The organism is Pseudomonas sp. NPDC088368 (assembly GCF_044753445.1).
In the GTDB taxonomy this organism is placed as follows: domain Bacteria; phylum Pseudomonadota; class Gammaproteobacteria; order Pseudomonadales; family Pseudomonadaceae; genus Aquipseudomonas; species Aquipseudomonas bambusae.
The window spans coordinates 128,044-140,153 of sequence record NZ_JBIVNG010000008.1; the positions used below are offsets into that span (position 1 = coordinate 128,044).

General features: G+C 62.9%; 11 protein-coding genes. 7 read left to right on the forward strand and 4 right to left on the reverse strand.

Going from position 1 to position 12,110, the window contains the following annotated elements:
- Both ACIQAL_RS18680 and ACIQAL_RS18685 read left to right on the forward strand, forming a co-directional pair.
- The gene (locus tag ACIQAL_RS18680; RefSeq protein WP_401148118.1) at positions 1 to 1,065 is read left to right on the forward strand and encodes an ABC transporter substrate-binding protein; all 1,065 of its coding nucleotides are present in this window, start codon (positions 1 to 3) and stop codon (positions 1,063 to 1,065) included.
- A gap of 392 nt (positions 1,066 to 1,457) precedes the next feature.
- Positions 1,458 to 2,783 (forward strand): LLM class flavin-dependent oxidoreductase, encoded by a 1,326-nt coding sequence (locus ACIQAL_RS18685; RefSeq protein ID WP_401148121.1) that lies wholly within the window; start codon positions 1,458 to 1,460, stop codon positions 2,781 to 2,783.
- A gap of 243 nt (positions 2,784 to 3,026) precedes the next feature.
- Here ACIQAL_RS18685 and ACIQAL_RS18690 read toward each other — a convergent pair whose 3' ends face one another.
- The gene (locus ACIQAL_RS18690; protein ID WP_401148124.1) at positions 3,027 to 3,938 is read right to left on the reverse strand and encodes an AraC family transcriptional regulator; all 912 of its coding nucleotides are present in this window, start codon (positions 3,936 to 3,938) and stop codon (positions 3,027 to 3,029) included.
- Positions 3,939 to 4,039: 101 nt separating this feature from the next.
- Between ACIQAL_RS18690 and ACIQAL_RS18695 the strand changes: the two genes are divergently transcribed.
- The 5 genes from ACIQAL_RS18695 to ACIQAL_RS18715 are packed head-to-tail and all read left to right on the forward strand — an operon-like array spanning position 4,040 to position 8,494.
- Positions 4,040 to 4,600 carry a carboxymuconolactone decarboxylase family protein gene (locus ACIQAL_RS18695; RefSeq protein WP_166594399.1) on the forward strand — a complete coding sequence of 187 codons (561 nt, stop codon included), beginning with the start codon at positions 4,040 to 4,042 and terminating at the stop codon, positions 4,598 to 4,600.
- A gap of 46 nt (positions 4,601 to 4,646) precedes the next feature.
- The gene (locus tag ACIQAL_RS18700; protein WP_401148127.1) at positions 4,647 to 5,717 is read left to right on the forward strand and encodes an acyl-CoA dehydrogenase family protein; all 1,071 of its coding nucleotides are present in this window, start codon (positions 4,647 to 4,649) and stop codon (positions 5,715 to 5,717) included.
- The gene (locus ACIQAL_RS18705; protein WP_401148129.1) at positions 5,714 to 6,568 is read left to right on the forward strand and encodes an ABC transporter ATP-binding protein; all 855 of its coding nucleotides are present in this window, start codon (positions 5,714 to 5,716) and stop codon (positions 6,566 to 6,568) included. The genes ACIQAL_RS18700 and ACIQAL_RS18705 overlap by 4 nt, the downstream gene beginning before the upstream one ends.
- Positions 6,534 to 7,733 (forward strand): ABC transporter substrate-binding protein, encoded by a 1,200-nt coding sequence (locus tag ACIQAL_RS18710; RefSeq protein WP_401148131.1) that lies wholly within the window; start codon positions 6,534 to 6,536, stop codon positions 7,731 to 7,733. The genes ACIQAL_RS18705 and ACIQAL_RS18710 overlap by 35 nt, the downstream gene beginning before the upstream one ends.
- A gap of 32 nt (positions 7,734 to 7,765) precedes the next feature.
- A complete protein-coding gene (locus ACIQAL_RS18715; protein ID WP_166594751.1) occupies positions 7,766 to 8,494 on the forward strand; it encodes an ABC transporter permease in 729 nt (242 codons plus the stop codon).
- Between the two features lie 396 nt (positions 8,495 to 8,890).
- Here ACIQAL_RS18715 and ACIQAL_RS18720 read toward each other — a convergent pair whose 3' ends face one another.
- The 3 genes from ACIQAL_RS18720 to ACIQAL_RS18730 form a co-directional block, all read right to left on the reverse strand.
- Positions 8,891 to 9,727 carry a CmcJ/NvfI family oxidoreductase gene (locus ACIQAL_RS18720; RefSeq protein ID WP_401148134.1) on the reverse strand — a complete coding sequence of 279 codons (837 nt, stop codon included), beginning with the start codon at positions 9,725 to 9,727 and terminating at the stop codon, positions 8,891 to 8,893.
- A 31-nt stretch (positions 9,728 to 9,758) separates the two neighbouring features.
- The gene (locus tag ACIQAL_RS18725; protein ID WP_401148136.1) at positions 9,759 to 10,499 is read right to left on the reverse strand and encodes an SDR family NAD(P)-dependent oxidoreductase; all 741 of its coding nucleotides are present in this window, start codon (positions 10,497 to 10,499) and stop codon (positions 9,759 to 9,761) included.
- A gap of 120 nt (positions 10,500 to 10,619) precedes the next feature.
- A complete protein-coding gene (locus tag ACIQAL_RS18730; protein ID WP_401148139.1) occupies positions 10,620 to 11,918 on the reverse strand; it encodes an MFS transporter in 1,299 nt (432 codons plus the stop codon).
- Between the last annotated feature and the right edge of the window lie 192 nt (positions 11,919 to 12,110).

A 12,110-nucleotide genomic window follows, 5' to 3' on the forward strand; every position in this document is an offset into this window, starting at 1 on the left:
ATGTCCGAAGCACTGCTAAAAGAACCGCAAGCCGCCAAGAGCGCCGCACCGACCACAATCTGGTACACCCGCTGCCCGGTGCCCACCACGTCTGGCATCGCCCAGCACAAACACTGGCTGCAACACGAATTCGCCCGTCACGGCATCACGCTGGATTCGATCCGAGCTTCCCAAGACCGTGCGGTGCGTGAATCGCACTTCCGCCACAGCCTGGCGGGCAGCTTCCGTGAAGGCGGCAACGTGCCGCCGATCTGGGCCAAGGCGCAGGGGCAGGACACCGTGGTGGTAGGGATTACCTGGGTCGACGAAGAACAGTTGGTGTTCGTGCGAGGCGACAGCGACATCAAGACCGTCGCCGACCTGCGTGGCCGTAAACTCGGCGTGGTGCGCAAGGCCGCCAGCGATCTGGTGGACGTGGGGCGGGCCGAGGGGTTGCGCGGGCTGTTGACCGCCTTGCAGCTGGGCGGCGTGCCACGGGACAGCGTGGAAATCGTTGACATCGCGACACCGGAGTGGGACCTCAAGGAAGTCTCGAAAACCCGCGAAGACCATCATGCGATTCCGACACTGGCGTTGCTCAACGGCACCGTGGACGCGATCTTCATCAAGGGCGCGGGCAGTGCCCGTGCGCTGGCTCAGGGGCTGCGGCCGATCCTCAACATCAACGAGCAGGAAGACCCGCTGTTGCGGTTGAGCGCCGGTTCGCCGCGTCCCATCACCGTGGATCGCCAGACGCTGCAAGATTCCCCCGAGATCGTCACCCGTTACCTCGCCGTGCTGTTGAAGACCTACGAGTGGGCCAAGGACCATCCGCAGGAAGTGGTGGACACCATCGCCGCCGAAACCGCGACCGATGCCGAGAGCGTGCGCTACGCGTTCGGCCCCGAGCTGCACCTGTCGTTCGAGCCGAAACTGTCTGAGGTCTACATCGAAGGTTTGCGTCGGCAGAAGGATTTCCTGCTGGCCGAAGGTTTCATCGACAAGGACTTCGACTTCGACAGCTGGATCGACCCCGCGCCGCTGGAAAAGGCCTGGGCATTAAAGGATGACATTGTGTTGGGCTAAACCCCATTTGACAGCGCTGCCATGGGCGGCGCCTGCACTTCTTTTCGCGAATAAATTCGCTCCCACAGGGAGTCGGCGGCGTTGCCAACTGCTGAGTCTGCCGCGGTTTTAGAGTGGGAGTAGGGGGCGTTACCAAATGCTGAGTCTGGCGCGGTTTTTCTGTGGGAGCGAATTCATTCGCGAGGGGCCGGTACATCCAGCGAATCAGTGTCGGCTGTACTACCGTCTCGCGAATAAATTCGCTCCTACAGCAGAGATCGCGTCATGCCTGATGCGTCACGGCGTTACCGCACCCTCTAGCAGCATCAAATCGCATAAGCCAGTCCATCAGGTTATTGGACCGCAGCCCCTCCAGACTCGATGCTGGCGTTTTATCGACTGTCGGACCCTCCATGACCACACCCCGCCAACTCAAACTCGGCGCGTTCATGCGCCCGGTCAGCATTCACACCGGCGCATGGCGTTACCCCAATGCCTGGCGTGATGCGAATTTCAATTTCGCGCACCTGAAACGGCTGATCCAGAACCTGGAAAAAGCCCGCTTCGATGCTTTCTTCATGGCCGATCACCTGGCCATGCTCAACATGCCCATCGAGGCGTTGAAACGCAGCCACACCGCCACGTCGTTCGAGCCGTTCACACTGTTGTCGGCGCTGAGTCAGGCCACGGAACACATCGGCCTGGTGGCCACGGCGTCAACGACCTTTGACGAACCCTTTCACATCGCCCGCCGTTTCGCGTCCCTCGATCACCTGAGCAACGGCCGGGCGGGCTGGAACGTTGTCACCACCTCCAACCCCGACGCCGCCTTGAACTTCGGCCTCGAAGAGCACCTGGACCACGACCAGCGCTACGCCCGTGCACGTGAGTTTTACGACGTGGTGACCGGCTTGTGGGACAGCTGGGCGGACGACGCGTTTGTCCGTGATGCCGACAGCGGTGTGTACTTTGATCCGGAGAAACTGCACACCCTCGATCACAAGGGTGAATACCTGTCGGTGCGCGGCCCATTGCACATTGCGCGTCCACCCCAAGGCTGGCCAGTGATTGTGCAGGCAGGGGCCTCGGAGCCGGGTCGCCAGTTAGCGGCGGAAACGGCCGAGGTTATCTTTGTGGCGCCGGGGACGCTCGATGAAGGCCGCGAGTTCTACGCCGACGTGAAAGGCCGGATGGCGCGCATTGGGCGTGATCCTGATCACCTGAAAATCCTGCCGGGCGCGTTTGTCGTGGTCGGCGATACGGTGGAGGAGGCCCGACGCATTCGGGCGCACCTAGACAGTCTGGTGCACGAGCAGAGCGCGATTGCGTCGCTGTCAGTGGCGCTCGGCGTGGACGCCAGCCGTTTCGACCTCGACGGCTTTTTGCCCCCGATCCCGCCCACCAACGCCAGCCGCAGCACGCAGGAGCGGGTGCTGGCGTTGGCCGATCGCGAACAGCTCACCGTCCGGCAACTGGCGCAGCGATTAGGCGGTTACGCCGGACTGTCCTTCGTCGGCACCGCGCAGACCATCGCCGATGAAATGCAGACCTGGCTGGAAACCCACGGCAGCGACGGCTTCAACATCATGTTCCCGTGGCTGCCGGGCGGGCTGGATGACTTCGTCGCAAAGGTCATTCCCGAGTTGCAGGCACGCGGGATATTTCGCCAGGAATACGAAGGCACCACGTTGCGCGAGAACCTGGGATTGCCAAGGCCGATGAACCGGTTTTTTGGGTGAAGGGTGAGGTCAGCCAATCCCCCTGTGGCTGACCTGCCGCGTTCGCTGCCGTCGTAACCTCCGGCGTCTCCCACAGGTCTGGTGTTGTGATCACGATCGGCGCGCGCTTCAGAGGGTGTCCACACGCCGCGTGGACATGAAACCCAGTCACACGAGTATGAGCCGCGCGCGGTTTTAAACCTGTGGGAGCGAATTCATTCGCGAAGAGGCCGGTACAGGCAGCGCATCAGCCGGGGCATCGGATCACCGCCGATCATGCTGCTTGCGATACGCCCCCGGCTGCACACCCTCGGCCTTGGTGAACGCGCGGGTGAAGGCGGACACCGATTGGTAGCCCACGGCGCTGGCGACGTGTTCGACGGTCTGGTTGGCTTTGAGCAAGTGGGCGGCGTGGCGCATGCGCAGGGCGAGCAGGACGTTGCCCGGCGATTGCCCGGCGATTTCGTTGAAGCGTTTGAAGAAGGCCGAACGCGACAAGCCGGTGCACGCGGCCATGGCCTCCAGCGTCCAGGCATGCTCGGGGCGTTCGATCATCTGTTGCAGCAGCGCGGCGAACAGCGGCTGGCGGGCGAGTGCCACCAGCCCGCCCAGCGCCGGATTGCCGCCGACGTGTTGGCGCAGCACGTACAAAAACAGCAAATGGCTCAACCGCTCCAGGAGCGTCGATGAAGGGCCCGATGCGCGTTGACACTCCTGCAGGATCAACTCGAACACACTGCGCGCCGCCGTAGACGACGGGTCACCCGCTCGGAGAATGATGAAATCGGGCAACGCTTCCACGATCAGCGACGACAAACCGGCGTGAAAATGAAAGAAGCCGCACACCAGCCCTACGCCATCGGCAGCGGCACCGTCCAGGGCGAGCATTTCCATGCGCGGTTGACCCTGGGCGGCCTGAGCGTCGGCCTCATTCGACAGCCGATACGGCAAATCCCGCAGCAGAAACACCGCATCCCCCGTGTCGAGGTGCTGAGGATACTCATGGCCCTCAACGTGCAGCCAGCACTGCCCCTGCACCAACACATGAAAGCTCGAGCGCGCCAGCCCCTGAGTGCTGGCGTGCCAGCCGCCGCAATAGCGGCCCACGTGGAAGATGCTGGCGTCCAGCTCAAGACTCTCTAATAACCAATCGATCAGCGGGGTGGCGAAATTCATCTAATGGAAACACTCAGGAGCAAGTAATCGCTACTTTAGAATATGGAGTGAAATTTTTATAACCAACACACTGGTCGGACCCTCTACCACAGGAGTCCAACATGTCCCGCGTCACCGTGCAAACCCTGCAAAGCGCGCCTGAAGCCGCCAAACCCTTTCTGGAAAACGCGCTCAAGGCCAACGGTTATTTGCCCAATCTGCTCGGCGTACTGGCTAATGCACCGGCCGCGCTGGAAACCTACCTGACCGTCTCGGCGATCAATGGCAAGGCTGAGCTAAGTCTGGCCGAAAGGGAAGTGGTGCAACTGATCGCAGCGACCCGTCATGGCTGCTCGTTCTGTGTCGCGGGCCACACCGCCGTGGGGTTGAACAAGGCACGTCTGGCCCCGGAGGTCGTCGAAGCCCTGCGTACAGGTTCCGCCCTGCCCGAGGCGAAGCTCGAAACATTGGCCGCTTTCGCCCGTGAAGTGATTGCCACCCGTGGCAACGTGTCCGACACCACCTATGCCGCTTTCAAAGGGGCAGGTTACAGCGAAGGCAATGCGCTGGAAGTGATCCTCGGCGTCAGCCTGGCGACCCTGTGCAACTTCGCCAACGTATTCGCCCAGACCGAGCTCAACCCGGAGCTTGAGAAATACCAATGGCAACGTCCCGCGCAGTGAGTGCGGGCGTCGATGCATGAATGAACCACACATAAGGAGAGGTCCCATGGTGGATTCGGTACTTGGCCACTGGCTGGATGCGCACGCCCAGGCACTGGATCTCGGCCAGTGCGATCCGGAGTCCGTGCTGCCGCAACTGGCCGACGCCGGAGTGATGCGAGTCGGAATCGGCCAGGAGCACGGCGGCTCGGGCGGCACGCTGGCCGACGCGGTGGAGACCGTGGCGGCCATCGCGACCCATTCAGTGACGGCTGCTTTCGTATTCTGGGGCCAGCGGGCGTTCATCGAATACCTGCTGCACAGCCCCAATGCGCGATTGAGGGAAACCCTGCTGCCCGCGTTGCTCGACGGTTCGCTGGCGGGGGCCACAGGGCTCTCCAACGCGATGAAGTTTTTATCCGGCATCGAAACCCTGCAAGTGCGCGGCATTGAAAACCCAGACGGCTGGTCACTGGAAGGCCGCCTGCACTGGGTGACCAACCTGCGCAAGCAGAGTTTCGTGGTCGCGGCGGCCATTGAGGGCGAGGCGGGGAAAAAGCCCTTCGTCATGGCCATCCCTTCGACCGCCAGCGGCCTGCGTCGCTCAGAAGATTTGCAGCTCATGGGCTTGCAGTCGAGCAACACGGCGGCGCTGGAGTTCAGCGACATCGAGCTGTCCCGCGACTGGCTGTTGCACCCCGATGCGAAGCAGTTTCTGCCAGCGGTTCGCCCCGGCTTTCTCGGCCTGCAATGCGGCTTGTCGATCGGCCTGGCGCGGCGTTCACTGGACGAAGTCAAACGTCACCTCGACGGCACGCGTTCTGTGCTGAGCGCCGAACATCATGAACAGGTCGAGCGTCTGGAGTCCGTGATCAGCGGACTCAAGGCCGGGTTGCTCGATGGCCGTTTTCTGACCCAGGCCGCCGCGCTGTTCCGCTTGCGCATCGCCCTGGCCCAGTCCGTGTCGAGCGCCGTGCAACTGGAGCTGCAAGCCAGTGGCGGCAAGGCGTTTCTCGATGAGCACGGCAGCGCGTTTGCCCGACGCTGGCGCGAGTCGGCGTTCATCCCCATCGTCACGCCGAGCCTGGTGCAACTTCAAGGCGAGTTGCAGCGTCAGGCCCGAGAGTCGGCGGCATGAACGGGTCCGCGAATCCCGTGTTGAGCGCCCGGAACATCAGCCTGGGGTACGCCCGCGAGCAAGGCTGGCAGCACGTGTTGGCGCAGTTCGACCTGGACGTACGCGCCGGGGAGGTGGTCTCGATTCTCGGTCCCAGCGGCGTCGGCAAGTCGAGCCTTTTGCGCGTATTGGCGGGCCTGCAAACTGCGCACACCGGTGACGTCCACGTGGCGGGTGAGCCGCTGACCGGGCCGCATCCTCGGGTAGCCGTGGCGTTTCAGGACCCGAGCCTATTGCCATGGTTGACCCTGGAAAAGAACGTGGCCTTCGGGCTGGATTTCGCCAGTCAGCCGTCCTTGAGCGCGGCTGAACGGCAAGACCGAGTCGATCAGGCCATCGCGGAAGTCGGCCTGAGCCATGCGCGCGGCTATCACCCGGCGCAGTTGTCGGGCGGCATGGCGCAGCGTACGGCGCTGGCCCGTTGTCTGGCGCGTCAGCCGCTGGTGTTGCTGCTGGACGAACCCTTCGGGGCGCTGGACGAGGTGACCCGCGCCGACATGCAACAGCTGCTGCTGGACGTGACGGCGCGGCATGACACCGCCGCGATCCTGATCACCCACGACATCGACGAAGCCTTGCTGCTCTCCAACCGCATCCTGCTACTGGGCGACACCCCGGCGCGGACGGTGGGCGAGTGGCACATCGATCTGCCACGGCCTCGGGCCGAGCTGGTCGAGGAAATGGGCGCGTTGCGTGTCGACATTCTGAAAACCCTTCGGCGGGCGAGCCGCAACCCACACCCTCGAACCGAATCGCTCGAATCGCCGGAGATTGGCCATGTGCCTGGACGACTTCACTCACACCCGTCGTGACTTTTTGAAACTGAGCGCGATGCTCACCGCCGCAGGCGCGATGCCGCTGCTCAACAGCCTGCAAGCCCGGGCCGCCGCCGAACCGGATGCCCCGGTGCGCATCGGCTACTTGCCGATCACTGACGCCACGCCGTTGCTGGTGGCCCATAACAATGGCCTGTTCGAAGCCGAAGGCATTCAGGCCGAGCGTCCGGTGCTGTTGCGCAGTTGGGCGCAGGTCATCGAGGCGTTCATTTCCGGGCAGGTCAACGTGATTCACCTGCTGTCGCCGATGACCGTCTGGGCGCGCTACGGCAGCAAAGTCCCGGCGAAGGTCGTGGCCTGGAACCACGTTGGCGGCTCGGGTTTGACCGTCGGCCCGGACATCACCGACGTCAAGCAATTGGGCGGGCAGTCCATCGCCATTCCCTTCTGGTATTCGGTGCACAACGTCGTGGTGCAACAGCTGCTGCGTGACAACGGCCTGACCCCGGTGAGCAAACCGGCCGGCACGCCACTGGCGGCCAACGAGGTGAACCTGGTGGTGCTGCCGCCGTCGGACATGCCGCCCGCGCTGGCCAGCAAGCGTATTGCCGGTTACATCGTCGCCGAGCCGTTCAACGCCTTGGCGGAGGACCTGAAAGTCGGTCGCGTGCAGCGCTTCACCGGTGACGTCTGGCGCAACCATGCGTGCTGCGTGGTGTTCATGCACGAGCACGATTTGAACAACCGGCCGGAGTGGTCGCAGAAGGTGGTCAACGCCATCGTCAAGGCGCAGGTCTGGACCCGTGACAACCGCGCCGAGGCCGCGAAGCTGCTGTCCAAGGACGGCGCCAACCGTTACACGCCCCACGCCCAGACCGTGCTCGATCGGGTGTTGTCGCCAGCCGCCAGTGAGCGCCAGGGCTACCTCGCCAGCGGCGCCATTCAGCACGCGCAATGGGACGAGCACCGCATCGATTTCCAGCCTTACCCGTTCCCGAGCTACACCGAGGAGCTGGTGCGCCGCTTGAAAGACACGCTGATCGAAGGTGACAAGGGTTTCCTCGCCAGCCTCGATCCGAAAACCGTCGCCGGGGATCTGGTTGATGACCGCTTCGTGCGCAACAGCATTGCGGCAGTGGGCGGGTTGAAAACCTTCGGCCTCGCCGAGAGCTTTCAACGGAACGAGGAGTACAGCGCTTGACGCCACGCAAGCACTCGTCGCTCGGGCCTTGGCTGCTGGGGATCGGCGGGCTGCTGTGCCTGCTGATCGTCTGGTGGCTGGGCATTCACCTGTTCGGCGATCCGAAGGGGCTGTCGGCCCGGTTTTCCCCGCAGGCAACCCTCGCCAGTCTCTGGACGCTGCTGGGCAGTGCCGAGCTGTACGGCCACGTGTGGGTGAGCCTGAAACGGATTCTGGTGGGGCTGCTGCTGGCCTTGCTGATCGGCGTGCCGCTGGGCCTGTTGATCGGCAGCTCGCGGAATCTGGAGGCGGCGACCACCCCGGCGTTTCAGTTCCTGCGCATGATCTCGCCGCTGTCGTGGATGCCGGTGGTGGTGATGCTGATGGGCGTGGGCGACCAGCCGATCTACTTTCTGCTGACCTTCGCGGCGGTGTGGCCGATCCTGTTGAACACCGTGGCGGGGGTGAAACAGCTCGACCCGCGCTGGCTGCAATTGAGCCGCAGCTTGAGCGCCAGTCGCTGGGAAACACTGACCAAGGTCATCGTGCCCGGCGTGCTGGGGCATGTGTTGACCGGTGTGCGGTTGTCGATCGGCATCCTCTGGATCGTATTGGTGCCGTGCGAAATGCTTGGCGTCAGCGCGGGCCTGGGCTACTTCATCCTCGACACCCGCGACCGCCTCGCGTACTCGGAATTGATGGCCATGGTGCTGCTGATCGGCGTGCTGGGCTTCATGCTCGACGCCCTGGCCCGTGGATTGCATCGGCGGTGGGTGCATTGAGGTCACAGGCTCGCTCCCACAGGGGGCTGTGTCGCTGCGAGTCTCGGGGTCTGGCTCCGGCGCAACGGTGGGAGCGAATTCATTCGCGAAAGCGGTGGTACAGCCCGTACATCTCTATCGCCTGGCCCATCTTTCGCGAATGAATTCGCTCCCACAGAAGTCTGTGTCGCCGCGAGTCTCGGGGTCTGGCTCCGGCGCAGCGGTGGGAGCGAATTTATTCGCGAAGGCGGCGGTACAGTCCGTACATCCCTATCGGCTGGCCCATCTTTTGCGAAGGATTCGCTCCCACAGAAGTCCAGTGTCGCCTCCGAATTTCAGGGCTGATCCGAATCAAACTGGGGGATCAATTTCACAGACGCCATCGCCGGCAAGCCGTTCGGCTATGGGGTGTGCGATTCACTCCTCAAAAAACACCAACGCCCGCAACTCAATGCTGCGGCGCGGCGGTGCGTTGGGTGGGGTGGTGGGGTCGTCGAAGGCGGTGTGGGCGCCGGCCCGGGCGATGAGGTCGGTTCTGGAATCGTAGATCTTCAACAGCAATGCTTCCTCGGGGCGCAGTTGCGGGTAGTAATACCAGCGGTGGTTTGGATTGGCCCGAATGGAAAATGTCTCGCCCACTTTGTCGCGGTACACCAGGTCGCTGGGGATGAAGTCCTCGGCGTCCATCGTGCTGGCGTCGCACAAAGCCAGCGGAGTGGTGAAGATCGGGCCGCCAATCGGGCGCCACAGGTTGACGATCGCGAAACGTTTTTGCAGACGCTGTTCGGCTTCCTCGGCAGGCAGATGATCACGCACGCGGCGGATGGCCGAGCGCTCGGTCTGGTCGTTGTGCACGTAACGCACCGGTTCGCGCAGGCCCGCCGCTTCACGACCTGGCTGATCGACGCGAATCGTGTGGTCAAAAATTACCGTTTTGACCGCGCCGGTCTGTGCCCGCAATAGCGCATCCGCTTCGGCGTAATACTGCTGCACGACCTGCGCCTCGTCTTCCAGATCAGCCACGGCACTGGCCTGTTCGACCCGCTGAAACCCTTGGGCGTCCAGCAAAGGCGCGGTCTTGAGCAAGCGCGCGTTGCGAATATCCACGCGCGTCGGTTGCAGGGTGCCGGTGCGTTGCGGCTGGCCGTCGGGCTGCGGCCAGGTGTAATTGACCGGCCGCACGCCGTCGTCCAGCAGGTAATTGAGTTCGCCGACGACAGACGCCGGGCCGAGGTTTGGCTGATGAATGCCCATGTGAACGTTCCTCCAGTGGAGACGAAGCGCTTCAGAAAGATTCTTTGTAGGGCCGCAGATCGAGCTCCTGAGTCCAGGCGCTGCGCGGTTGTGAATGCAGGTACCAATAGGCGTCGGCGATGTCGTCCAGCGCCAGCGTGCCGTCGTCGCCCAGTTGTTCAAAACGCTGCGGAGCATGGCTGCGGATGCGTTCGCCATTGATCGCACCGTCGATCACCACATGCGCGACGTGCACGTTTTGCGGGCCGAATTCCCGGGCGAACGATTGACTCAGCGAGCGTAACCCGGCCTTGGCGGCGGCAAAGGCGGCGAAGGGCGGTTTGCCGCGCAACGCGGAGGTCGCACCGGTGAACAGCAACGTGCCGCCGCCGTTTTCCAGCAGCAGCCGGGTCGTTTCCCGGGCAAAGATAAACCCGCCGAGGGTGGACGCGCGCCAGGTCTGCTCAAACAGTTCGGTGCTCAGCTCCAGCGTCGGCGCGACCACGGAGTTGCCGACGTTGAAGATCGCGACCTTGAGCGACCCCCATTCACGGATGCGCTCGACAGCGGCAAGCGTGTCCGCCTCACTGCCCGCGTCACCCGGCAAGGCGAGGCCCCGGCCACCGACGGCTTCGATGCTGCGCACCACGGCGTTGAGTTTTTCAGGACTGCGGCCACTTACGGCAACCTTATAGCCACCTTGGGCAAAACGCCTGGCAAGGGCGGCGCCCAAGCCTTCGACGGCGCCAACACCCGTGATCCAGACCACTTCTTTCGCAATGGACGAGGACATGGAATCCACTCTCAGAGATCGATAGAAATCCACTCTACCTGCCCCGATCCAAGACCCCATAGACTTTGGAGCGCTATCCATATAGCTAGGATTTAGCTTTAAGCGCTGATAACCCTGCGGTCACCGAAAAACGGCTGGGGTTTTCTTGAGCGCGGCTTCCGTGGGGGACGGCTCATTCACGACACTCGCCGGATGATCGCTGAGGTCCACGCCCGTGGCGTTCGGCAGGCACATCGCAGCAATGAAGGCGATGAGGTACGAGCTTACCGCGAAGATTCCCATGGCCACGGGCAGGCTCATTTCTGTCGACGCGAAGCCCACGGCGGCGGGCATGATCGAGCCGAAGCCGCGCCCGAAGCTGGTGCAGAAACCGGCGCCATTGGCGCGAATCTGGGTGGGGTAGAGCTCGGAAAACGCCAGTGGCAAACCGGACGCGAGGCCACCCTGGAACGCGCCGAGCAATAAGCCCAACGCCAACACCACGGTCATGTTGACCGGCGCGAACATGTAGACCGAGACCACCAGCGTTTGACAGACCAGAAACAGCATGAAGGCCCGGCCACGGCTGATGTAGTCACTGATCAGGCCATAAACGAACGGGCCGATCAGCGAGCCGATGATGTTCACCGCGAGGTAGCCGGACGTAGACGCAATGGGCAGGTTAAGCACCGTGCGCATGTAGGTCGGCAGCCAGGTGATCATGATGTACGCTGCGCCGAAGATTCCGCTGGCCAGGATTGTGCTGATCAGCGTGATGCGACGGTGTTCGCCACCGAAGATCACCCGCAGGTCGATCTTGCGCGACTGTTTGCTCACCTGCTGGAACGCCTCGGATTCCGGCACCAGGCGACGGATGAACCAGATCAACAGCGCAGGCAGCAAGCCGATGGCGAAAAAGGCGCGCCAGGCGATGTCTTCCGGTAGAAACGCGAAGACCACGGGCATCACGGTCAGGGAGATGGCGTAACCCACGGCGTAGCCGCTTTGCACCGAGGCGGCCACCCGACCGCGCAAGGCGGGTTTGATGGCTTCGCTGATCAGCACCGCGCCCACGACGGCTTCGCCTCCGTAGCCAATGCCTTGCAGGAAGCGTACGGGCAGAAACGACCAGAAGCCGTTGCAGAACCCCGCCATGCAGGTGAAGGTCGCGACCCACAGGACCGTGGCCTGCATGACTTTGATGCGGCCGTAACGGTCGGCCAGCATGCCGGCGCCCCAACCGCCGATGGCGCTGCCGATCAACGAGACCGAGCCGAGCAGACCGGCGTCGGATTTACTCAACGCCAGCACGGTCATGAGCACGGGCATCATCAACGCGTAGATCGTCGAATCCATCGAGTCGAGGGTGAAGCCACCGAAGCAGGCCCAATAGGTCCGCTTCTCCTGTTTGTTCAAGTCCGAATACCAACCCAGTCGCATGGTGCGTTCCTTTATTTTTATAGGAGGACGTCAGCAGGCTAAATCGGAACGGGCAGGCCGGCCTCTGCGAAATGCTGATGGAGCCTGCGATTATGGTTATGGACCCTTTGCGCCAATGATTGCGGGGGCTTACCAGGTGTCGGTGAATTGTCGAATAAAGAAAAGCGATAGCGCTGTAGTCAGCAGCGAATC